Consider the following 24,357-nt stretch of genomic DNA (forward strand, 5'->3'; position numbering starts at 1 on the left):
TATTTATAAAAATATTTCCCGTTTCGGGTTATGGAGGATTAGGACATGGTTAAAAATTTTATAGAAAAAATTATTGGGTCATATAGTGACAGAGAATTAAAAAGGATTTACCCTATTATTGATAAAATCGAGGCATTTGAGCCGGAGATACAGAAATTAACAGATGCAGAGCTCAAGGCGAAAACACCTGAATTTAAAGAACGTCTTGCCAATGGTGAGACTTTGGATGACATTTTGCCGGAAGCTTTTGCTGTAGTTCGTGAGGCGTCAAGAAGAGTTTTGGGTATGAGACACTTCAGAGTTCAGCTCATAGGCGGTGTAGTACTGCATCAGGGAAGAATTTCAGAAATGAAAACAGGTGAAGGTAAGACCCTTGTTGCAACATTGCCTGTATACCTCAATGCTCTATCAGGAAAAGGAGTTCATGTAGTTACCGTAAATGATTACCTTGCAAGACGTGACAGTGAGTGGATGGGTAAAATATATACCTTCTTGGGATTGACTGTAGGTCTTATAGTGCATGATATGGAAAATGAGGAAAGACGTGCAGCATATAACTGTGATATAACTTACTGTACAAATAACGAGCTTGGTTTTGATTATTTAAGAGATAACATGGTTATATACAAGGAAGACAGAGTTCAAAGAGAATTGAACTATGCCATAGTAGACGAAGTCGACTCCATCCTCATAGATGAAGCTAGAACACCTCTTATTATTTCAGGTATGGGTGATAAGTCTACTGACTTATACAAAAGAGCAAATTCCTTTGCTTCAACGTTAAAAGCAAAAGTAATTACTCAGATGGATGATAAAGTTGATGCTGATGAAGTCTTTGACGAAGATTACATTGTCGATGAAAAAGCACATACAACTGTAATTACAGCAAATGGTATAAAAAAGGCGGAGCAGTATTTTGGTATAGAGAACTTATCCGACCCTGAAAATATGACAATTTCTCACCACATTAATCAGGCATTAAAAGCACATGGTCTTATGAAAAGAGACAAGGACTATGTGGTTAATAATGGAGAGGTTATCATTGTTGATGAATTTACAGGTAGACTTATGTATGGAAGACGTTACAGTGACGGTCTCCATCAGGCAATAGAAGCAAAAGAAGGCGTAAAGGTAGAAAGAGAAAGTAAAACACTTGCAACGATTACATTCCAGAACTACTTCAGAATGTACAATAAACTGGCAGGTATGACTGGTACAGCCCAGACTGAAGAAGACGAGTTTAACACAATATATAAACTGGATGTAATCATTATTCCTACAAACAAGGAAATGGCAAGAAAAGATTATCCGGATGTTGTTTATAAAAACGAAATGGGTAAATTTAATGCAGTTATAGAAGATGTAGTACAGTGCCATGAAAAAGGTCAGCCAGTACTTATTGGTACAATATCTATTGAAAAATCCGAATTCCTAAGCACTATGCTGAAAAGAAGGGGAATTCCACATCAGGTATTGAATGCAAAGTATCATGACAAGGAAGCAGAGATTATTGCTCAGGCTGGAAAACTTGGAGCTGTAACTATTGCAACTAACATGGCAGGTAGAGGTACAGATATAGTTCTTGGCGGTAACGCTGAGTATATGGCAAAACAGGAAATGCGTAAGATGGGTTATGACGAGGAACTTATAAATGCGTCAACCAGCTTTAACGATACAAATGATGAGCTTATTCTTGAGGCAAGAGAGCAGTTCAGAAAATTAAATGACAAATTTAAGGCTATTATAAATAAAGAGAGAGAAAAGGTTGTGGAAGCAGGAGGCTTGCACATTATAGGTACTGAGAGACATGAGTCCAGACGTATAGACAATCAGTTGAGAGGTCGTGCTGGTCGTCAGGGAGATGTGGGTTCATCAAGATTTTACATTTCATTGGAAGACGATTTGATGAGACTTTTCGGCTCAGAAAGGTTAACCAATATAGTTAATGCCCTTGGACTTGAGGATGATCAGCCTATAGAACACAGAATGCTTTCAAATGCAATTGAAAATGCTCAAAAGAAAGTTGAAGGAAGAAACTTTGACATACGTAAGAGAGTTCTGCAGTATGATGATGTTATGAACAAGCAGAGGGAAATCATATACGCTCAAAGGCAGACAGTTTTAGATGGTGACAACCTGAAAGATTACTTCTTAAAAATGTTTGAAAGCGTTATAGATGGTGTTATAGCAAACTACTGTACAGAAAGTGAATATTCCGATGCTTGGGATTGGCCAAGTATAATAGCTTATCTTGAGAGTGTGTTCCTTCCGCAGGGTGCTCTTGTTCTGACCGACGAAGAAAAGGCTTCCATGGATAAGATAGACATTAAAGAAAAACTCATGGAAATTGTTAATAAGATATATGAATTCAAAGAGATGGAAAACACTCCTGAATTAATGAGAGAGTTGGAGAGAGTAGTACTTCTCAGGGTTGTTGATGAAAAATGGATGGATCATATAGATGCAATGGATCAACTAAGGTCAGGAATAGGTTTGAGAGCATACGGACAGAGAGATCCTGTTGTTGAATATAAGTTTGAAGGATTCCAGATGTTTGAAGATATGATTAAGAGCATTCAGGAAGATTCTATTAGATTACTGGTAAGAGCAAGAATTGACAGGGAACATGCGCCGCAACGTGAAAAGGTTGCAGAACCTGTTGCAGCAAGTCATGGTGACGAACCTAAGAAACCTGTTGTAAACAAGGGGAAGGTTGGAAGAAATGACTTGTGCCCATGTGGAAGCGGAAAGAAGTATAAATTCTGCTGTGGTCAAGGTGAATAATAACACGTATTATATAAATAAAATAACTCAACTTCTATGTTAGAAGTTGAGTTATTTTATTTTTAAGCACTAATAGGGGTTAGGCGTAAAATGTAAATTAAAGATTTTAGGAAACATTGGCCATAGAAGAATCATAACTTGCATAGTATTTCTTGAGATTATCATAAATAATACTGCACCTGCCTGCTTCCTTGGCTCGGGTGGCATACCGGCATCCTGTGTAAGTATCTTTATTTACCAAGGCACATATATGACATGGAATTTCTCCATAACATTTGCCAGTTAATATTCCTTCAAGAGTTTCCAATTTGATAATACTGTTTGTCATATTCAGAGAAAGGAAATTCCGATAGTAACGTTTGGGCTCCAATACGTCAAAATTGAAACAGGGTTTTTTAAAAAGCCAGGGTATTTCAAAGGCCTCTTCACTATATGTTTTAACCAGCTTTGAATATGTATCGGGAATAATACAGGGAACAAGTGAGCTGCTGGCTTCATATTCCTTATATGAACAAACGTATTTTTTTATGGTCTTGTTGTAGTGCAGATTGCGGCAAAAAACACAGGACCTAAAGGATGAAATTCTATGTCTATAGTAGAGGTTTGAACCAAATAGAAGCTTATAGTTTATCCTGTAAATTAAATCTATGGACAATAGTCCCGCTTTTCTAAGTATACCTGTTAAGGAATTTGCTTTGTCTTCTGTATATTCCATTTATTACCACCTCGTATATACATTGTATCACTAAAATACAATTAGGTCGCTATATTTCCCGAAACCCGTTTATTTCAAGCTGTTCCAATGGATAATAAGACATATTGTGACTGAAAAAAACATAAAAATTGTTATATTCTTATTGTGGTATAATTATTATGGTTAGTTTAAATAAAATGTTTTTAATTTAGTTTGGAGAGAATAGAATGGGGAATTTTGTACACCTGCATGTACATACTGAATATAGTCTTCTTGATGGAGCAAATAGAATAAAAGATCTTATACAAAGGGTAAAAGAACTTGGCATGGACAGCGTAGCCATTACTGACCATGGAGTAATGTACGGAGTTGTAGACTTTTATAAAGAAGCTGTAAAAAATGGAGTTAAGCCTATACTTGGTTGTGAAGTATACACTGCAAAAAGAAAAATGACGGACAAGCAGCCGGGAATTGACTCTAACTACGGACATCTAGTTTTACTTGCAAAAAATCAGATTGGTTACAAAAATCTAATGAAAATAGTTTCACTTGGGTTTACGGAAGGGTATTATTACAAGCCCAGAGTAGATTATGAGACCTTGGAAAAATATTCAGAAGGGATTATTGCCCTGAGTGCATGTTTATCTGGGGATATTCCGTCTGCAATATTGAATAACGATTACGAAAAAGCAGTGGAATTGTCTATTAATTTAAATCGAATATTTGGACAAGGAAATTTTTACCTTGAGCTTCAGCATAATGGTATAAATGATCAAACTCTTGTTAACCAGCAGCTTATTAAAATGTCAGGGGAATTGGGAATACCTTTGGTTGCCACAAATGATGCACATTATCTCACAAAGGAAAATGCCAAATCTCATGAGATTCTTTTATGTATTCAAACAGGTAAGACAATTAATGATGATAACAGAATGCGGTTTAATACTGATGAAGTATATGTAAAATCACCGGAGGAAATGTATGAGAACTTTAAAAATGTCAAACAGGCTCTAGAAAATACAGTAAAAATTGCCGAAATGTGTAATGTAGAACTGGAATTTGGAAAACTGCATTTGCCAAGCTTTGACGTAGAGGAAGGTTATACTCCTTACGAATATTTGAGAGAGCAGTGTTATAATGGACTTAGGTCAAGGTATGGTGAGAATTGCTCGGAAGAAATAATTCAAAGACTTGAATTTGAGCTATCAGTTATATCACAGATGGGCTATGTTGATTACTTCCTTATAGTATGGGATTTTATAAGATATGCAAGAGATCACGGTATAATGGTAGGGCCAGGAAGAGGTTCCGCAGCAGGAAGTATAGTATCATATGCCCTTGGAATAACTAGTATTGATCCTCTCAAGTATAATCTTTTGTTCGAAAGATTTTTAAATCCTGAGAGAGTCAGCATGCCTGATATAGATATTGACTTCTGCTATGAGCGCAGACAGGAAGTAATTGATTACGTAATCGGAAAGTACGGTAAAGACAGGGTTTCTCAAATAATTACCTTTGGAACTATGGCTGCAAGGGCGGTTATAAGAGATGTTGGAAGGGCCTTGGATATTCCTTATGGGGATGTTGATTCAATTGCAAAAATGATACCTTTTCAAATTGGTATGAATATAGATAAGGCATTGGAGCTAAATCAGGAACTGAAAAAAAGATATGAAACCGACGAGGAGACAAAAGTGTTAATTGACACAGCAAGAACCCTTGAAGGTCTTCCTCGTCATGCATCCACACATGCGGCAGGAGTGGTTATATCAAAGGAGCCAATAGTGGAATATGTACCTCTGCAATTAAATGACAACAGTGTGACAACCCAAGTACCTGCAGTGCCCCTTGAAGAGTTGGGGCTTCTCAAAATGGACTTTCTTGGACTAAGAACTCTTACAGTAATACGTGATGCAATAGATTTGATAGAGCAAGGTCATGGCAAGAAAATCGATATCCAGCAAATAGATTATGACGATAAAGAAGTCTATAAAATGATTGGAGATGGCAGAACAGCAGGGGTATTTCAGCTGGAAAGTGCAGGAATGACTCAGTTTATGAAAGAACTCCAGCCAAATTCACTGGAAGATATCATAGCGGGTATTTCTCTCTATAGACCGGGGCCTATGGATCAAATACCAAGGTATATAAGAAACAAAAATAACCCAAAAGAGATAAAATATCACCATCCCATGCTTGAAAGTATTCTTGATGTTACCTATGGCTGTATGGTGTATCAAGAGCAGGTAATGCAGATAGTAAGAGAGCTGGGAGGCTACTCGCTGGGTAGGTCTGACCTTGTAAGACGTGCTATGTCCAAAAAGAAGATATCTGTAATGGAACAGGAGCGCAAGAACTTCATATACGGAATAACAGATGAGGAAGGCAACGAGATTGTAAAGGGTGCTGTAAAAAACGGTGTAGATGAAGTTACAGCTAATAAGATATTTGATGAAATGATGGACTTTGCAAGCTATGCCTTTAACAAGTCTCATGCTGCTGCTTACGCTGTTGTGGCATATCAGACTGCATGGCTAAAACACTACTATCCCGTAGAGTTTATGGCAGCTTCTATAAACAGCTTTTTGGGGAGCAGCGATAAAGTGTCCCAGTACGTCAATGAGTGTAAAACCTTAAATATAAAAGTACTTCCGCCGGATATAAATGAAAGCAGCGTAAAATTTACAGTTGTAAATAAAAATATACGTTTTGGCTTGGCTGCAATTAAAAATGTAGGAGAAAATGCAATTCAATCTGTTATTACAGAAAGACAACAAAATGGAGAATTTAAATCTTTTCTGGATTTCTGTCAAAGAATTGAGGGCCGTGATATAAACAAAAGGTGCGTTGAAAGCCTTATAAAAAGCGGAGCTTTTGATTCTCTTAAAGTATTCAGATCCAAGCTGATGGCAGTATATGAGAAGCTTTTGGATGGAATTTCACAGAACCGTAAAAAGAATATGGACGGTCAGATGTCAATATTTGATATGATGAGTGAACCACAGGAGCTTATTCAAGAGGATTTCCCTGATATAGAGGAATACCCGGCAAATGCACTTCTTTCAATGGAAAAGGAGATGCTGGGATTGTACGTATCAGGCCATCCACTAAGCGAATATCAGGATATATTGGAGCGGCATGTAAACTTATACAGCAGTGAATTTTATGTTGATGATGAAAATTCAAGTGATATGGAGATAAACAGTAAAAAACTCCAGGATTCCATGAGGGTAACTGTAGGGGGGATAGTAGTATCCAAAAAGACCAAAGCAACAAAAAATAACAATTTAATGGCTTTCGTAGGTCTTGAAGATTTGTTCGGCACTATGGAACTTATAGTTTTTCCAACAGTGTATGAGAAATTCACCCAGCTTTTACAACCGGAAAGTATAATAATTGTAAATGGAAGATTGAGCGTGAGAGAAGATGAACAGCCTAAAATAATTGCTGAGGAAGTTCTGCCTATAAAAGGTCTTCAGGAAAAAGGAGTGTATTTAACTTTGCCTGAACATTTTCCAAAGGAAGATGGTGTAGCTTTGAGAGCACTTTTAAAATATTTTTCGGGGACTACTCCAATTTACGTTACAAAAAAAAATCAGAAAATTTTCAAAAAACTTGACAGGCAATACTGGATATATGTCAATAATGTAATAATGGAAGAATTAGTAAATAGGCTGGGCGAAGAAAATGTATTATTAAAATAATGAATAAGTAGCCAAATATTGATTTTTTGTACAAAATAATATAATATAAGTGTCGAGGTGGTTATATATGGACAACCTGGAGGATAAGTTATCTGGTGAGTACGTTGCTATTAAGGCTGTGGAAAACGGGGTCACAATTATCGGGTTAACGCGTGGAAGGGATACAAAATTTCATCATACCGAGAAATTGGATAAAGGCGAAGTTCTTTTGGCGCAATTTACAGAGAATACTTCTGCGATAAAAATAAGAGGCAAGGCCACAGTTTATTGCAGATATGGTACTATTCAAAGCGGTGAATAACAATTTGAAAGGTAGTGTAAATGATAATGTGGACAGTGGTATATATGGCCCAAAGCAAAGATGTTGCTAATCAGCTTCAGGAGCTTTTGTCCAATGAGGGTATTCTTGTGAAACTGAGGCCTATAAGTAAAAATCATGAAAATAATGACAACTATTATGAAGTTCTCGTTCCTGAAGCAGAGGTTGAAGAGGCACATAGCGTAATCATTGAAACGGGTTATTAATAAAAATGAATGATAGTAGCTCCGAGCTTTTGCCCGGAGCTACTACTGCTTAGTAGGCCAAAATATTACTATTTGTAATATAAACTATCATACTTTTAAAGGAGAATAACCGTATGCTATATATAGATGTACCTTTAACAGTCAGGTATGCTGAAACAGACAGGATGGGCATAGTTCACCATTCAAATTATCCTGTATGGTTTGAAGTAGGCAGAACAGAATTTATCAAACAAAGCGGAATATCTTATTCACGTGTGGAATCTATGGGTATTATGCTGCCTCTGTTGGAGCTGCATTGTAAGTATATCAACTCATCTACATATGAGGATAATATAATAGTAAGGACAAGCATCAAAAGCTATTCAAAAACAAGACTAAACTTTAAATATGAGGTATTTAAATCGGATAATATGAAAAATCCTATTACAATAGGAGAAACTTGTCATGTTTGGACTACATGTGATTTAAAGCCTATAAATTTGCAAAAACACTTTCCTGAACTGTATGAAATCATTGAAAAAGTGGGAAAGGAAGAATAAAGTTGTGTAAGTTGCAGAAATAAGAAGTTATTGCAATTAAATGACATAATATGATAAACTAGGTTTGCTATTTACTCTAATATTGGTAATCAGGTGGTGTACTGGTGAAAAAAAATATTCCAAATGCATTAACATTTTTAAGACTCATAATAGTGCCTTTTTTAGGTTACTTTTTTTACTGTGAAAAATATACTATAGCCATTATTCTTTTTGCTTTTGGTGGGTTCACAGATGTACTTGACGGCTATATAGCCAGAAAGTATAATTTAATTACAAAATGGGGCAAGTTTTTTGACCCTTTGGCAGATAAACTTATGCAAATAACAGCATTGGTCTTTCTTGTACTACATAAATTTATACCTTTAATAGTTTTGGTTATTGTTATAATAAAAGAGTCTTTAATGTTGGCAGGCGGTATAATGGTGTATAAAAAAGGAAAGACAGTTATTGGTGCCAACTGGTACGGTAAGCTGGCCACAGTGATATTTTATTTTGCAATACTCACAACCATTATACTTAAAATTGTTGCAGGTGATAGTGGCTACGCATCAAATGCCATATATATAGCAATAGGTTTGGCAGTAGTTTGCACGTTATTTGCACTGGCAATGTATATAATTATTTATTTTAGATTCTCCAAGGATTATAATGAGAAAATAAACAAATAAATTTTAGCTATATTCAAAGGTACACTTTTTCGTGTACCTTTTTAAATAAAATTAGGGTTTTAAGGGTCGCAGCAATGTTTATCAATGGAGGATACAATGTTCGGGTATATAATGCCGGAAAAGCCGGAATTAAAAATAAAGGAATTTGACATATACAGGGCATATTATTGCGGTGTGTGTAAATCAATAGGAAAAAGACACGGACAGATAAAAAGAATGACACTGACATATGATGCTGCTTTTCTGGCACTTCTTTTGGGCTCCGTACTTAATATAAAAACAACTCTTACCAAAGAAAGATGTATTGTTCATCCATTAAAAAAATCTTTTGTGAGCCATAATGAAATTATTGATTATTCTTCCGACATAAATATTATTTTAGCGTATAATAATATGAAAGATAAATGGAAAGATGACAAATCGAAAGTAGCACTAGCAGGTATAGCAGCTTTTAAAAGAGCATATAAAAAGTTAGATATGGAATATCCCAAAAAGTGTGCTATAATTAACCAAAGACTAAGTGAATTGTCTATACTGGAAAAGGAAAAGTGCAATTCCATAGATGCTGCTGCAGAACCTTTTGCAAAGCTAATGGAAGAGGTTTTAGACTATGAAAAACTAGACCATAAAACCAGACAGATTTTAAGATGGATGGGATATAATATCGGGAAATGGATATATCTTGTTGATGCTTTTGACGATATGGAAGATGATATAAAAAACTCTAGCTACAACCCATTTCTTACTCAGTTCAATTACAAAGGACAGGACTTGAAGGTTTTTAAGAATGATATTAAAAGTCAGGCTGAGTTTACAGTGCTATATTGTTTGCAGGAAGCATCCAAGGCATTTGAGTTGCTTAGCTTAAAAGAAAATAAAGGAATATTAGAGAACATATTATATATAGGTATGTTAAGTAAAACAGATAAAATTTTGTGCCAGAGGAGCTGTGGTAAAGGTGAAAAATCCATATGAAGTACTTGGAATAAGTGAGGGTGCATCAGAAGAAGAAATAAAGAAAGCATACAGAGAACAGGTAAAGAAATATCATCCGGATCAATATCAGGATAATCCTCTTTCCAAACTCGCTGAAGAAAAGCTTAGGGAAGTAAATGAAGCATACGAGTATCTTACTGGAAAAGGTCATACTGCAAAAACCAGTAATGGTTGGAGTGGCAGAAGCGGTGCATCTGGGGCTTCAGGCTTTGGAGGTGCAGCGGGTGGTAATGCAGGAGGAGATAACTTCCGTCAGATAAGAATGTATATAAATACAGGTAACATTGCAGCTGCGGAGTCACTACTTGAAACTATTCAAAACAGAAATGCCGAATGGTTTTATCTTCGTGGGCTCATCTTTATGAAAAAAGGTTGGTATAATGAAGCTGTAATGAATATCAGGCAGGCAGTAAACATGGACCCTTCAAACTATGAATATAGGGATGCCCTTAACCGAATAAATATGAATAATAACATGTACAGAGGTAATGCCGTTAATCGTGGATATGGTGCAGGACCTAGTTTTTGCGATATGTGTACATGTTTATGGTGTTCTGATTCATTATGTGAGTGCTGTGGAGGAGATTTAATTTCTTGCTGCTAATGCTCCAGATTTAAACTAAGATTATGAGGTAGATATGAATAACGCAACAAGAGCTAAAAAAATTGCATTAAGCGGAATTCTTCTTGGGTTTACTGTCATATGTGTATTTCTTGCATCTGTTTTGCCTACCAGCAAGCTTTCGTTATATGCAATAAGTTCACTTTTTATTTCAATTATAATAATTGAATTTGGCTTAAAAGCAGGATGGACTTTTTATGCCGCATCTGCTGTTTTGACGGCAGTGTTGATTCCCAGACTTGAAGTACTGCCATATATAGTGTTTTTCGGGGTATATGGATTGCTGAAACTATATTTTGAAAGACAGAAAAGCAGAGTTTTAGAATATGTATTAAAATTGGTTTATTTTAATATATGTTTGCTCCTGGGTTTTGTATTTATAAAAGAATTTTTAATGATGGGGGTTACATTAACTGCACCTGTGTATGTAGTTGCAGCTTTAGTGGAAATAGTTTTTGTAGTCTATGACTATGTGTACACTTTGTTTGTAAGGTTTTACTCTTCTACACTAAAACCAAAACTAAAAATCTAAATTAGTCATTTAGTTATGATTTCCTTAGAATGAGAAATAATTTGTATAAAGGCACTGAGTATATTACAATATTTGTAAAGTATTCAGTGTTTTTTATGTGTAAAATATAATGGAGGTTATTTATGTCACCGGCTTTTTTTTATTCAATAGCAGTTTTTATTATAATATTTATTGCAGGCTTTGCAGTTAATCTGTTAAAGCAGCATTACATATTTCAGTTGCTGGGGATAGCCTTCTTTTTTACGTACATTATAGTCAATTCAGCTATCTATATTGAAAGAACTTCTGAAACATCATTTCAAACTCTTTTTTTAAGGTCCATGCCATCTCTTTTTGGCATATCTGCCTGTCTTATAACAATGACTCTCGGCTTCTGGCTCTATCCTGTCCTGAGAAAAAAAATCAGACCATGAAATAGATAAAAATATAATAAACCTCTGGTTAAATATGCTATAATAAAAATATTGTTGTTATTTTTTAGGTGATATTTATATTGATATAATACTCACGGAGGTTTAAATATGAATGAAAAAGTAAAGGACATTGCTGTCAGAATAAAGGGACTCAGGCTTCTGGCAGGGTCTACCGAAGAAGAAGTTGCAGAGCAGTTGGGAATTGAGCTTACGCAATACAAGTCTTATGAAAATGCGGAAGACGATATTCCTGTCAGTCTTTTATATGAGCTGGCAGAGATTTATAAGGTCAACATTACTGAAATTCTAACAGGAACATCACCAAAACTTCACGATATATGCTACGTAAAAAAAGGGGAAGGTCTCCAAGTTGAAAGATATGACCAATACAGCTTTGAAAGTCTTGCTTACAAATATTCCAACAGAAAAATAGAACCTATGCTTGTTGTACTTGATCCTCATAATAGTCCTGAAATGGTTTCTCATAAAGGACAGGAGTTTAATTATTGCCTTGAAGGAAAAATGCAGGTGCTGATAGGTAAAGAGAAATTTGATTTAGAGCCAGGGGATTCTTTATATTTCAACTCTTCACTTCCTCACAAACAGATTGCCTTGGGTGGTAAAGAAGCTAGATTTCTTACCGTAATTTTACTTTAATTTTAAAATTTGGTTTAAATGTTATTGGGAGGCTATACGAATGAGTTTGGAAACTAGATATTTGAGTAAAACTGATTTTGAATCCTATGAGGATTTTAGAGAGAACTTTAAGCTAAATGTTCCATCTAACTTTAACTTTGCTTATGACATAATAGATGAGTATTCAAGATTGGAACCTGAAAGACTTGCTTTGGTATGGTGCGACGACCACGGAAACGAAAAGAAGTTTACTTTCGGAGATTTGAAGTACTGGTCTGATAAAACTGCCAATTACCTAATAGCTAACGGATTAGGCAAGGGCGACAAGGTAATGTTTATATTAAGAAGAAGGTATGAATTCTATTTCTTTGCATTCGCTGCCATGAAAATAGGTATTACCTTTATTCCGTCCACAAACCAGTTGATGAAGAAAGATATAGTATATAGAAACAATGCAGCAGAAGTAAAGGCTATTATAGCGTATAATGATCCGGAAATTATTGAACATGTTGAGAATTCAATGGAAGATTCTCCTACTGTTGAAAAGTACATAATGGTTGGTGGAGCAAAAGATAAATGGATGGATTATGATAAGGACATTAATGCATTTTCTAATAACTGGTCAAGGCCTGAAGGAGAATTGGATACTCAAAATAAAGACTATATGATTATATATTTTACTTCGGGTACCACAAGTATGCCTAAAATGGCAATACATGATTTTACATATCCACTTGGTCATATTGTTACAGCCAAGTATTGGCACAGGGTTGTAGAAAATGGACTGCACTTGACTGTTGCCGATTCAGGCTGGGCTAAATTTGCATGGGGTAAACTTTTTGGACAATGGATATGCGGTGCTGTACAATTTTTATATGATATGGATAGATTTGATCCTTGTAATCTGCTTGAGAAAATAGAAAAATACCAGGTAAAGACTTTCTGTGCTCCGCCTACAATTTACAGGTTTATGCTTCAGCATGATATTACGAAATATGATTTATCATCTCTAACTCACTGTTCAACAGCAGGAGAACCGTTAAATCCTGAGATTTTCAACAGGTTTAAAAAGTTAACGGGACATGAAATATTAAATGGATTCGGACAGACTGAAACTACTGTAATTGTAGCAAATTTTGAATGGCTGCCTGTAGATCCAGGTGCTATGGGAATGCCGAACCCTGCCTATGACATTGATGTAGTGGATGAAGAAGGAAATTCCTGTCAGGTTGGAGTGGAAGGTGAATTGGTAATAAGGGACGTTGATACCAATAAGCCTGCAGGGTTGTTCTGCGGATATTACAAAGATTCTGAGTCAACGGCAAGAGTGTGGTATAATAACACATACCATACTGGTGACGTTGTTTACAAGGACGAGCATGGATACCTGTGGTTTGTAGGAAGAAATGATGATGTTATAAAAGCATCCGGCTACAGGATAAGTCCTTTTGAAGTAGAAAGTGCAGTAATCGAGCATCCGTCAGTTGTTGAATGTGCTGTTACCGGTGCACCTGACAGTATAAGGGGTACAGTTGTAAAGGCAACTATTGTTCTTGCAAAAGGATATAAACCTTCAGATGAATTAAAAAAGGAAATTCAGAATTATGTAAAAAAAATTACGGCACCATACAAATATCCAAGAATAATAGAATTTGTTGATGAATTACCAAAAACAATTAGTGGAAAAATAAAAAGAGCACAGCTTCGTCAAGATGATCATAAAAAGTTTGAATCTACATGATTCAAACTTCCAAGTTATCATAGAAGCTGATGTTTCATATGAATTGGAAGGATTATCTTATGAATGAAAAAACTCAGAGAGTACTTGAATTTGATAAAATTATTGATAAATTAAAAGGCTTAACCGCATCTGAATTGGGGAGGGAGCTTGTTTTAGAGCTAACTCCTCAAACTGATTTCAGGACGGTTGAGAAAATGCTGTCAGAGACTAATGACGGTGTAAATTGTGTGTTAAAAAGAGGCTCACCGCCTCTTGGTGGGATTACGGATATAAGGATGACCCTTAAAAGACTTGATATGGGGGGAATACTGAATCCAAGCGAGTTACTGCGTATTGCAGGAGTATTAAGAGCCGCCAGAAGGCTAAAAGGATATGTTAACGATAAGCTGGATGAAAATAACACTAATGTTGTCAATGAACTGATATCCTGTCTTGAATCAAATCAGAGGTTGGAGCAGAGAATTGAGAACTGCATATTAAGCGAAGATGAGATTGCTGATAATGCAAGCCCTGCACTAAGCAGCATCAGACGTCAGATTAAGGAGCAGCAAGCGTCTATTAAGGATAAGCTGAATTCCATTATTCGTTCCACCAAATACCAGAAATTCATTCAGGAATCTGTCGTAACCATGAGAGGGGACAGATATGTAATACCAGTAAAACAGGAGCATAAGGGAGATATACCGGGGTTAGTGCATGATTCTTCTGCCAGTGGTGCAACATTGTTTATTGAGCCAATGGCGGTAGTTGAGGCGAACAACAGTATAAAACAGCTTAGGGTGAAGGAGCAAACGGAAATAGACAGGATACTAGCCGAGCTGTCTCAGGATGTTTCACTAATATTGCCTCAGCTGAATGCAAACATGAGTATAATGGCAAGACTTGATTTTATTTTTGCAAAGGCAAAAATGGCAGTAGATTATAAATGTATTTGTCCCAGAATCAATGATAACGGAAAAATTATTATTAAAAAAGGAAGACACCCTCTTCTGGATCCTCAAAAAGTAGTACCAATTGATTTCTGGATTGGCGAAAAATTCAGTTCATTAATTGTTACTGGCCCTAACACAGGGGGGAAAACCGTGTCTCTAAAAACAGTAGGACTGTTTACTTTAATGACACAGTCGGGGCTTCTGATTCCTGCAAATGAAGGAACAGAGATGAGTGTGTTTGAAAAGATTTATGCAGATATTGGGGATGAGCAAAGCATCGAACAAAGCCTTAGTACATTTTCGTCCCATATGAAGAATATTGTGGATATACTAGGTGATGTCAATGAAAAGTCGCTGATACTGCTGGATGAATTAGGAGCAGGGACAGACCCTACAGAAGGGGCTGCTTTGGCTATGGCAATTCTTGAATCTCTGCACCAGATAGGTGCTACAACTCTGGCAACTACACACTATAGTGAACTCAAGGTCTATGCAATTTCTACAGTAGGAGTTGAAAATGCATCCTGTGAATTTGATGTTGAAACCCTGAGACCAACTTACAGACTTCTTATTGGTGTGCTAGGAAAGAGTAATGCATTTGCCATTTCAAAAAGGCTTGGTCTGACAGATGACATAATCGAAAGGTCAAAGGAGTTTCTGTCTCAGGAGGACATAAGGTTTGAGGATATCCTGTTAAGTATAGAAAAGAATCGTAGCGAGGCCGAAAAAGAGAAAATGCGTGCTGAAAGCTACAGGCAGGAAGCGGAACGACTTAAAAAGGATTTGGAGGAGCAAAAAAGAAGATTAGCAGCCCAGAAGGAAAGCGAACTTCGCAAAGCTCGTGAAGAAGCTCGCCGTATTTTAACTGATTCAAAACGTCAGGCAGATGAACTGATTGCTGAAATGAAAAGACTGGCAAAGGAGCAGGAAGAGGCTGAAGTACGAAGACAAACAGAGGAACTTCGTCAAAGACTTAACAAGAGTATAAATAAATTGGATGATTCTTTGGTTGAGTCTATAATGCCAAGACAGGGCCTTGTGAAACCGCCTAAAAATCTCAAACCCGGTGATACCGTATTAATAGTAAACCTTAACCAGAAGGGTACGGTTTTATCGCTGCCGGATAAAAACGGAGAAGCTCAGATTCAAGCTGGAATCATGAAAATAAATGTTCATATATCAAATCTAAAATTGGTAGATGAACAGAAGCAGCAGATACAAAGAACCGGAATGGGTAAAATAGGTGTTTCTAAAGCACAGAATATGTCTACTGAAATTGATTTGCGTGGAATGATGCTTAGCGAGGCCGTTGACGTTGTTGATAAGTATCTTGATGATGCAAGTATAGCAGGTATGGGAGAAGTTACGCTTATACACGGAAAAGGTACTGGGGCTTTAAGAGCAGGACTCCATCAGCACTTGAAGCATAATCCTCATATAAAAAGCTTTAGACTAGGTAAACTAGGTGAAGGTGAAAACGGGGTTACGGTTGTTGAGCTTAAATAAATTCTATTGGCTACAGCTAAGGTTGACAATTTAAACAGGGTAAATTAGAATAATTAGTGGCTTTTTACTTTATATTAGATTTAAATGGTTTAATATGGCTTAAAAAGGAGATTGATTTATAGATAGTATATTAGGAGTAGCGAAGGAGAATTTTTGTGGATATCAGACAAGATATAAGAAACATAGCAATAATAGCACACGTTGACCATGGAAAGACCACTTTGGTTGATGCTATGCTTAGGCAGAGCGGTATTTTCAGAGAAAACGAAGCTGTTGCTGAGAGAGTAATGGATTCCAATGACCTTGAAAAGGAAAGAGGAATTACAATACTTGCAAAGAATACTGCTGTCAATTATAACGGATTTAAAATCAATATTGTTGATACTCCCGGACATGCCGACTTCGGTGGAGAAGTTGAACGTGTACTAAAAATGGTTGATGGTGTTTTACTATTAGTTGATGCTTTTGAGGGTGCAATGCCACAGACAAGGTTTGTACTTAAAAAGGCATTACAACTGAATTTAAAGCCAATTGTTGTTGTAAACAAGATTGACAGACCAGAAGCAAGACCAGAGGAAGTTGTTGACGAGGTTCTGGAATTGTTTATTGAATTGGGTGCTGACGATGAACAATTGGAATTCCCGGTTATTTATGCTTCTTCAAGAGAAGGTTTTGCAGTTTGCGACCTTGGAGGGGAAAGAAGAGATTTAAAACCATTATTTGATGTAATTATTGATAAGGTTCCTCCACCGCAGGGTGAACTGAGTGGAACTCTTCAGCTTTTGGTTTCAAATATTGACTATGATGAATATGTTGGAAGAATAGCTATAGGTAGAATTGAAAGAGGTTCGGTAAAGCTTGGCCAGCCTGCAATAATTTGCAAAAAGGAAGGAAATCAGCTTAACGCTAGAATAACAAAGCTTTATTGCTATGAAGGCCTCAAGAGAATTGAAACTGCAGAAGCAAAGCTGGGGGATATAGTTGCGGTTTCCGGTGTAGGTGATGTTACAATTGGAGATACAATATGTGAAGTAGGCGCACCTGACCCATTGCCTTTTGTTGCTATTGACGAGCCTACTTTGTCAATGACATTTAGTGTAAATAACAGCCCATTTGCAGGAAGAGAGGGTACTTTTGTAACTTCAAGGCACTTGAGAGACAGACTTTTCAAAGAACTGGAAACAAATGTTAGTCTTAGAGTTGAAGAAACTGACTCTCCAGATGCATTTGTTGTTTCGGGCAGAGGTGAGCTTCACCTGTCAATATTAGTTGAAACAATGAGAAGGCAGGGATATGAATTCCAGGTTTCAAAACCGACGGTTATTAATAAGGAAATTGACGGGGTATTAATGGAGCCTATTGAATATTTGATGATAGATGTTCCGGAAGAATTTATGGGAACAGTAATGGAAAAGCTTGGACAAAGAAAATCCGAGATGGTTAATATGACATCTGCAAACCAGGGGTATATGAGACTTGAATTCAAGATTCCCGCAAGAGGTTTGATTGGATACAGGTCAGAATTGCTTACCGATACTAAAGGAAATGGAATAATGAATCACGTATTCCATGGATATGAACCATACAAAGGTGAAATTCCTACAAGGACAAGAGGATCATTGATTGCTTGGGAGGATGGCGAAGCTGTTACTTACGGGTTGTACAATGCTCAGGAAAGAGGAACTCTTTTCATAACACCGGGAACAAAGGTTTATGAAGGAATGATTGTTGGTGAGAATGCCAGATACGATGACTTAGTTGTAAATGTTTGTAAAAAGAAGCATGTTACAAATATGAGAGCTTCCGGCTCAGATGAAGCGTTGAGATTAACACCTCCTATAATTTTGAGCCTAGAACAGGCATTGGAATTTATTGCTGAAGATGAACTTGTAGAGATGACTCCAAAAAGTATTCGCTTAAGAAAAAAGATACTGGATACAGAAACAAGAGCGAAAATGAGAAGTAAAATGTAATTGCCGGGAATATGGACAAAATTTGAAAAGAATATTATAGTATTTATTATAAGAGTTTTTGAATTTTTAGAATGGAGTCACATATTTGATGGATAGAAGATTAAAAGTATCATTGACAGGGATACTGACTGTGGTTGTTGGTATATTGCTATCAATACCAAATATCATGAACTATTTCGGAACTCTGTTGAAAGGTTTTGATGCTAAGTTTGGTTTGCTTAATGCGGTGTTTACGGCTGTAGGGCTTACTTTGGTTATTTTTGGATTATTTATAATATCAGCCGGATTGAAGAAGATGTCTTTCTGGCTGACCATTTTTATTGTTTTTGTATTTATTTTTACTGTGGGAGCCACTATAACTTTTAGGAGTACGGTTTCCACAGATACATCTGAGGCAGTAACCAAGGAAGTCAAAATAAAGGCTGATGCCGAAGGCGCAAAGATGATTGACATACCTATGGGTTCAAATACCAAGACTATTGCGGAAATTCTTGCAAATGAAGGTATTATTAATAAACCTCAGATTTTTACAATTGTGTCAAAAATTAACGGATTTGACGGCAAGTATCAAGCTGGTACCCATATTTTGAAACCGGGATTGGAATTCAACACTATAATGACAATACTTACTGGAAAGCCTGAAAGTAAAAAAGTAACCATACCTGAAGGCTTGAGCTACAGACAGATTGTCAATACCTTTGTTAAAAAGGAACTTGGTACTGCAGATAAATTTGATTATGCAATGAAGTATCAAAAGTATGACTATGATTTTATAAAGGACATAAAAGACAGTAATAACCGTGAATTCAAGCTAGAAGGATATTTATTTCCCGATACATATGAATTTGCAATGAATGCCAGTGAAAAGACAATAATAAATGTAATGCTTGAAAACTTTAATAACAAAGTAACAAAAGAGCATTATAAACGTGCCAAGGAATTAGGTATGACAATGGACGAGGTTATTACTCTTGCTTCAATAATTGAGAGAGAGGTAAGTAACACCCAGGAAAGAAGAGTTGTATCAGAAGTATTTCACAGGCGTTTGAAAGATAAGAATAAGAATCTGAGAAAGTTAGAGTCATGTGCTACTCTTCAATATATTTTCTTAAATACTGAGGGAAAGGTACATGAGGTAATAACATACGAAGATAGGAATGTTAATAATCCGTATAATACTTATCTTAATCCAGGTTTACCACCAGGACCTATTTGCTCACCGAGTATTGACGCAATAAACGCAGCGTTGTATCCTGATGAGGATACGGATTACATGTTCTTCTTATCAGCAGGTGACGGAACTACTAAGTTCTCAAAAACTTATGCCGAACACTTAAAGGCTATGAAGCAATACGGATTGGCAAAATAATTATGCAAAAATTAATTAGACTGGCTTAAATGCCGGAAATGTATTAAATAAAGATGGCAGCAGCCATCTTTATTTTTGACGTTGTAACTGATTGGAGCAATGAAATGATTAATTACGAATACATTACTCAATATATAAGAGAGACTATCAAACCAAACACTGGATTGTTGGCTGAGCTTGAAGAATATGCTTCCAAGCATCATGTACCAATAATTCAGCCTGAGGTTGCAGCACTATTGAAGGTTATTGGAAATATGAAACGACCTACAAGAATTCTGGAAGTTGGGACAGCAATAGGATATTCTTCAATTTTATTTTCAGGATTTTTGCAGCAAAAGGGTATAATAGATACCATAGAGCGAAATGAAGAAATGATTGAGATAGCAAGAAAAAATATAAAGCGTGCCGGACTTCAGGATACTATAAATGTAATTGCAGGCGATGCTCTAGAGGTTCTAGCCTGCCTTAACAAAAGCTATGATATGATATTTATTGATGCAGCAAAAGGACAGTACAGTGAGTTTTTTGAACATTGTAAGAGGATGCTTGCCCCAGGTGGAATTATTATTTCCGATAATGTTCTATATAAGGGTATGACTGCAAGTGATGAGCTTGTGGTAAGAAGAAAGAGAACTATAGTTAACAGAATGAGAAGTTTCCTAAAGGAGCTTTGCCAGGATGAGTCATTTGAGACAGGTATAATTCCTATAGGAGACGGAGTAGCACTTAGCTATAATAAACAGTAAACAAATTTGTGGGAGGATTTATGAATAAAGTTGAGCTTTTGGCTCCGGCGGGAAATCTTGAAAAGCTTAAAATGGCAATTATGTATGGTGCAGATGCGGTATATATTGGCGGACAGAAGTTTGGTTTAAGAGCATCTGCTGACAATTTCTCTCTTGAGGATATCAAGGAGGGACTTGATTTTGCACATCAGAGAGAATGTAAGGTTTATGTGACTGTTAATATAATTCCTCATAATGAAGATCTTGAGGGATTACCTGAATATATAAAGCAGCTTGATGAACTGGGAATAGATGCGGTTATAGTTTCTGATCCTGGAATTTTTGATATTGTACGTGAAAATGCTCCTGACATGGAGATTCATATAAGTACTCAGGCTAATAACACCAATTACGCCAGTGCTATGTTTTGGTACAGGCATGGGGCTAAAAGAATTGTTACTGCAAGGGAGCTTTCTCTTCAAGAAATAAGTGAAATCAGGTCAAAAATACCTGATGATTTGGATTTAGAGGCTTTTATCCATGGAGCTATGTGCATTTCCTATTCAGGAAGATGCCTGCTCAGCAGCTATATGGCAGAACGTGATTCCAACAGAGGAGCATGTTCTCATCCTTGCAGATGGAAGTATCATTTGGTTGAAGAAAAGCGTCCCGGTGAGTATTATCCGGTTTATGAGGATGAAAAGGGAACATATATATACAATTCCAAGGATTTGTGTATGATTGAACATATTCCTGAATTAGTTAAAGCGGGTATTTACAGCTTTAAGATTGAAGGAAGAATGAAAAGCTCCTTTTATGTAGCTACAGTTGTAAGTGCCTACAGACAGGCTATTGATGCATATTTAGCTGACCCTGACAATTACAGGTTTGACCCTGAATGGCTGATAGAACTCTCAAAAGCCAGTCATAGGGAATATACCACGGGATTTTATTTTAATAAGACCACAGGTGCAGATCAGATATATAATACCAGTTCCTATATCAGAGAATACGACTTTGTTGGTATGGTACTGGAATATGATAAATCAACCGGTATTGCAAAGATTGAGCAGAGAAACCGCATGATTGTAGGAGATGAAATAGAGGTGGTAAGCCCCCGAAAAGGCTATTTTACCCAAACTATTAAAGAAATGCACAATGAGGATGGAGAAAGTATCAGAACTGCACCTCATGCACAAATGATTGTATATATGCCTATTGATGAAGAAGTGGGGCCTTATACGATTTTGAGAAGGAAGTAGACATTAGCTATATAATTAACATTAAAACATAAAAAAGAAGAATGCCAAATGGTATTCTTCTTTTTTATATAATACATTATCTTATTTCAATCCACAAACATTTGACATTTAAAGATTATAAATCAAATGTTTGACTATATAAAAATTATATCAACAGAATAAAAATAAGTCAAAACCCATTGACATATTATTCCAAAAGTGATATATTCAAGATAATGTAATATATAGATAAAAATGTAAATTAATCATTCTGATTTTTATTACATTAATTATTATCTAACTATATTAAGAAAAGTTCAACATATTAAGAGGAGAGAAAAGCAATGTATGTTGCTCATATAAGAGAAGACGGTACAAAACAAAGTGTCAAGGAGCATTTAGAGAATGTAGCTTTGCTATGTTCAACAGCTTGTAAAAAAATATCACTGGAGAATATGGGAAGATTAATCGGTCTGCTTCATGATATGGGAAAGGAAACAACAGAATTTAAAAATTATATAATATATAGTTTTCAATACCCTGAAGATAAGTCTCGTAGGGGAACAGTCGACCATGCTACCGCAGGTGCTAAATTTATTTACAAAACATATTATTGCTCAAAAAATCCTTATGAAAAGCTTACCGCACAAATTATCTGTCTTGTAATTTGCTCTCATCATGGAGGGTTAATCGATTGTATTGATTTAGAATTGAGAGATAAATTTACTTCAAGAATGAATAGAGACGATTTAGAGATAAATTATGATGAAGCTATAAATAATTTTTTTCAGGATTGCTGTGAAATGAATGAAATCTATAGGTTGTTCATGGAAGCCGTTCAGGAGATAAAAAATATTTTAACGAGAATTAGATTGGTATACGATAAAAAACATTTTGTTAAATTTTCTATGGCACTATTAATTAAATTTTTACTCAGCTGCCTTATTGATGCGGATAGATATGATACATATAGTTTTATGGAATCAAAAGACATAATTGATAACGAACAGGGTATACTTAAAAACTGTCTATGGACAGTACTTTCGGAACATTTAAATAGAAAACTTGATGATTTACCAAAAATATCTAACATAGATTTACTACGAAATTTAATTTCACAATCATGCAAAAGTTTTGCAAAAAATAATACAGGAATATACAAGCTTTTGGTACCTACAGGTGGAGGAAAAACACTTTCTAGCCTGAGATATGCCTTGGAGCATGCTAGGGAATTCAAGAAAGATAGAATTGTATACATAATACCTTTCACCACCATAATAGACCAGAATTCTAAAGAAATTAAGGATTTTCTGGATAGGGAGGATGTTGTTTTAGAGCATCATTCTAATCTGATAATGGACAATGATAATGAAGATTATAAGCTTTTGACGGAAAGATGGGATAGCCCAATAATTCTGTCAACAATGGTACAGTTTCTAAATACTTTTTTTAACGGTGGAACTCAAAGTGTTAGAAGATTGCACAATCTTGTAAACTCAATAATTATCTTTGATGAAATCCAAGCCATTCCAATTAAGTGTATTAATATGTTTAACTATGCTATAAATTTCTTGTCTAAAGTTTGCAATACAACGGTTATTCTATGTACAGCCACTCAGCCATTACTTTCTAAGACTGAAATGCCTGTATTTATTGAGAAGAATGCAGATATTATCCCTAATGCAGATGAAAAATTCAGATATTTTACAAGAACAAAGGTTATACCAAGAATTCGAGCTGGAGGTTACAGTATACAAGACCTAAAAGATTTTTCATTATGTTTGATGGAGAAGGTAAACAGTACTTTAATTATACTAAATACAAAGAATGCAGCAAAAGAATTATTTAAAGCTATTAATAATGATAATTCAATGTTACCGGAGGAGAAAAAATCAATTGTATTTCACTTAAGTACTAATATGTGTCCTGCTCACAGAATAGAATCACTAAATAAAATAAGGGAAGTTCTTGGCAAGAAAAAAGTGATATGTGTTAGTACCCAATTGATTGAAGCAGGAGTAAACATTTCATTTGAGTGTGTTGTACGTTCTCTGGCAGGACTGGACAGTATTGCTCAGGCAGCTGGAAGATGTAATCGACATGCTGAGAGTAATTGCGGAAATGTTTTTGTTATAAATATGGATACAAGCAGTGAAAATGTAAGCAGACTTCTGGAGATAAAAGCAGGTCAGGATAAAACATTACGGATTTTTGAAGAATATAATCAGAATCCGGAAGCTTTTGATTGTGACTTACTCTCACCAAAAGCTATTGCTAAATATTTCGAGTACTATTTCAATGAATTGAAATTAGAAATGAATTATACCCTCCCTAAGCCATATGCTGATAAAACTATGTTTGATTTACTCTCTGAAAATAAGCAAGTTGTACAAGACTATATTGATAGAAAACAAGTAAAACCTGATTTGATGCTATATAATTCCTTTAAAACGGCAGGTGATTATTTCAGGGTTATAGACCAGAATACAGTTGGTGTAATTGTGCCTTACGAAAAGGGAGAAGAGTTAATAACAAAAATTAATGGCAAATGCAATCTTAAAGATTTAAAAAAATATTTAAAGGAGGCTCAGCAGTACTCGGTCAATTTATACGATCAGGAATATAGAATTTTGAATCACTCGGGAGCTTTTGTACAAGTGAATAACGGAGGGGTGATTGCACTGAGAAAGGAATTTTATGATAAAAACGTAGGAATTACCGCTGAAAACCAACAACAGGAATTTTTAAATTATTGAG

The 24,357-nt window shown here is 35.8% G+C and carries 19 protein-coding genes; 18 read left to right on the plus strand and 1 reads right to left on the minus strand.

The window, feature by feature from the left end:
* Nucleotides 1-45 precede the first annotated feature (45 nt).
* Nucleotides 46-2,784 (plus strand): preprotein translocase subunit SecA, encoded by a 2,739-nt coding sequence (gene secA / locus K412_RS0113915; protein ID WP_024833684.1) that lies wholly within the window; start codon nt 46-48, stop codon nt 2,782-2,784.
* A gap of 106 nt (nt 2,785-2,890) precedes the next feature.
* Here the strand turns inward: secA and K412_RS0113920 are convergent, their stop codons facing one another.
* Nucleotides 2,891-3,499 carry a hypothetical protein gene (locus K412_RS0113920; RefSeq protein WP_024833685.1) on the minus strand — a complete coding sequence of 203 codons (609 nt, stop codon included), beginning with the start codon at nt 3,497-3,499 and terminating at the stop codon, nt 2,891-2,893.
* A 206-nt stretch (nt 3,500-3,705) separates the two neighbouring features.
* Between K412_RS0113920 and K412_RS0113925 the strand changes: the two genes are divergently transcribed.
* From K412_RS0113925 to K412_RS0114010, 17 genes are all read left to right on the plus strand, one after another.
* The gene (locus K412_RS0113925; protein WP_024833686.1) at nt 3,706-7,182 is read left to right on the plus strand and encodes a DNA polymerase III subunit alpha; all 3,477 of its coding nucleotides are present in this window, start codon (nt 3,706-3,708) and stop codon (nt 7,180-7,182) included.
* Nucleotides 7,183-7,249: 67 nt separating this feature from the next.
* Complete coding sequence (gene mtrB / locus K412_RS0113930) at nt 7,250-7,483, plus strand: trp RNA-binding attenuation protein MtrB (protein ID WP_024833687.1); 234 nt, start codon at nt 7,250-7,252, stop codon at nt 7,481-7,483.
* Nucleotides 7,484-7,503: 20 nt separating this feature from the next.
* Entirely contained in the window at nt 7,504-7,707 is a 204-nt protein-coding gene (locus tag K412_RS0113935) for an LAGLIDADG family homing endonuclease (protein WP_004617462.1), read from the plus strand.
* 113 nt (nt 7,708-7,820) lie between these two features.
* A complete protein-coding gene (locus K412_RS0113940; RefSeq protein WP_024833689.1) occupies nt 7,821-8,246 on the plus strand; it encodes an acyl-CoA thioesterase in 426 nt (141 codons plus the stop codon).
* A 104-nt stretch (nt 8,247-8,350) separates the two neighbouring features.
* Nucleotides 8,351-8,914 carry a CDP-diacylglycerol--glycerol-3-phosphate 3-phosphatidyltransferase gene (pgsA, locus tag K412_RS0113945; RefSeq protein ID WP_024833690.1) on the plus strand — a complete coding sequence of 188 codons (564 nt, stop codon included), beginning with the start codon at nt 8,351-8,353 and terminating at the stop codon, nt 8,912-8,914.
* A gap of 96 nt (nt 8,915-9,010) precedes the next feature.
* A complete protein-coding gene (locus tag K412_RS0113950) occupies nt 9,011-9,889 on the plus strand; it encodes a DUF5685 family protein (RefSeq protein ID WP_024833691.1) in 879 nt (292 codons plus the stop codon).
* On the plus strand, nt 9,873-10,514 hold the full coding sequence (locus K412_RS0113955) for a J domain-containing protein (RefSeq protein ID WP_024833692.1): 642 nt from the start codon (nt 9,873-9,875) through the stop codon (nt 10,512-10,514). The genes K412_RS0113950 and K412_RS0113955 overlap by 17 nt, the downstream gene beginning before the upstream one ends.
* Nucleotides 10,515-10,548: 34 nt before the next feature.
* A complete protein-coding gene (locus tag K412_RS0113960; protein ID WP_024833693.1) occupies nt 10,549-11,064 on the plus strand; it encodes a hypothetical protein in 516 nt (171 codons plus the stop codon).
* A 122-nt stretch (nt 11,065-11,186) separates the two neighbouring features.
* Nucleotides 11,187-11,477 carry a hypothetical protein gene (locus K412_RS0113965; protein ID WP_024833694.1) on the plus strand — a complete coding sequence of 97 codons (291 nt, stop codon included), beginning with the start codon at nt 11,187-11,189 and terminating at the stop codon, nt 11,475-11,477.
* Nucleotides 11,478-11,585: 108 nt separating this feature from the next.
* On the plus strand, nt 11,586-12,134 hold the full coding sequence (locus K412_RS0113970; protein WP_024833695.1) for a helix-turn-helix domain-containing protein: 549 nt from the start codon (nt 11,586-11,588) through the stop codon (nt 12,132-12,134).
* A 40-nt stretch (nt 12,135-12,174) separates the two neighbouring features.
* On the plus strand, nt 12,175-13,854 hold the full coding sequence (locus tag K412_RS0113975; RefSeq protein WP_024833696.1) for an AMP-binding protein: 1,680 nt from the start codon (nt 12,175-12,177) through the stop codon (nt 13,852-13,854).
* A gap of 59 nt (nt 13,855-13,913) precedes the next feature.
* Nucleotides 13,914-16,292, plus strand: coding sequence for an endonuclease MutS2 (locus K412_RS0113980; protein WP_024833697.1), 2,379 nt, complete (start codon nt 13,914-13,916; stop codon nt 16,290-16,292).
* Nucleotides 16,293-16,447: 155 nt separating this feature from the next.
* Nucleotides 16,448-18,265, plus strand: coding sequence for a translational GTPase TypA (gene typA / locus K412_RS0113985; RefSeq protein WP_024833698.1), 1,818 nt, complete (start codon nt 16,448-16,450; stop codon nt 18,263-18,265).
* A gap of 88 nt (nt 18,266-18,353) precedes the next feature.
* A complete protein-coding gene (mltG, locus tag K412_RS0113995) occupies nt 18,354-19,634 on the plus strand; it encodes an endolytic transglycosylase MltG (RefSeq protein ID WP_024833699.1) in 1,281 nt (426 codons plus the stop codon).
* Nucleotides 19,635-19,687: 53 nt separating this feature from the next.
* The gene (locus tag K412_RS0114000) at nt 19,688-20,380 is read left to right on the plus strand and encodes an O-methyltransferase (RefSeq protein WP_081741771.1); all 693 of its coding nucleotides are present in this window, start codon (nt 19,688-19,690) and stop codon (nt 20,378-20,380) included.
* Nucleotides 20,381-20,400: 20 nt separating this feature from the next.
* Nucleotides 20,401-21,621: a peptidase U32 family protein gene (locus K412_RS0114005; protein ID WP_024833701.1), complete on the plus strand. Its 1,221-nt coding sequence runs from the start codon at nt 20,401-20,403 to the stop codon at nt 21,619-21,621.
* A gap of 323 nt (nt 21,622-21,944) precedes the next feature.
* Nucleotides 21,945-24,356: a CRISPR-associated helicase/endonuclease Cas3 gene (locus K412_RS0114010; protein ID WP_024833702.1), complete on the plus strand. Its 2,412-nt coding sequence runs from the start codon at nt 21,945-21,947 to the stop codon at nt 24,354-24,356.
* The last annotated feature ends 1 nt before the right edge of the window (nt 24,357 follow it).

Origin of the sequence: Ruminiclostridium josui JCM 17888, assembly GCF_000526495.1 — a bacterium.
Taxonomy (GTDB): Bacteria; Bacillota; Clostridia; order Acetivibrionales; family DSM-1351; genus Ruminiclostridium; species Ruminiclostridium josui.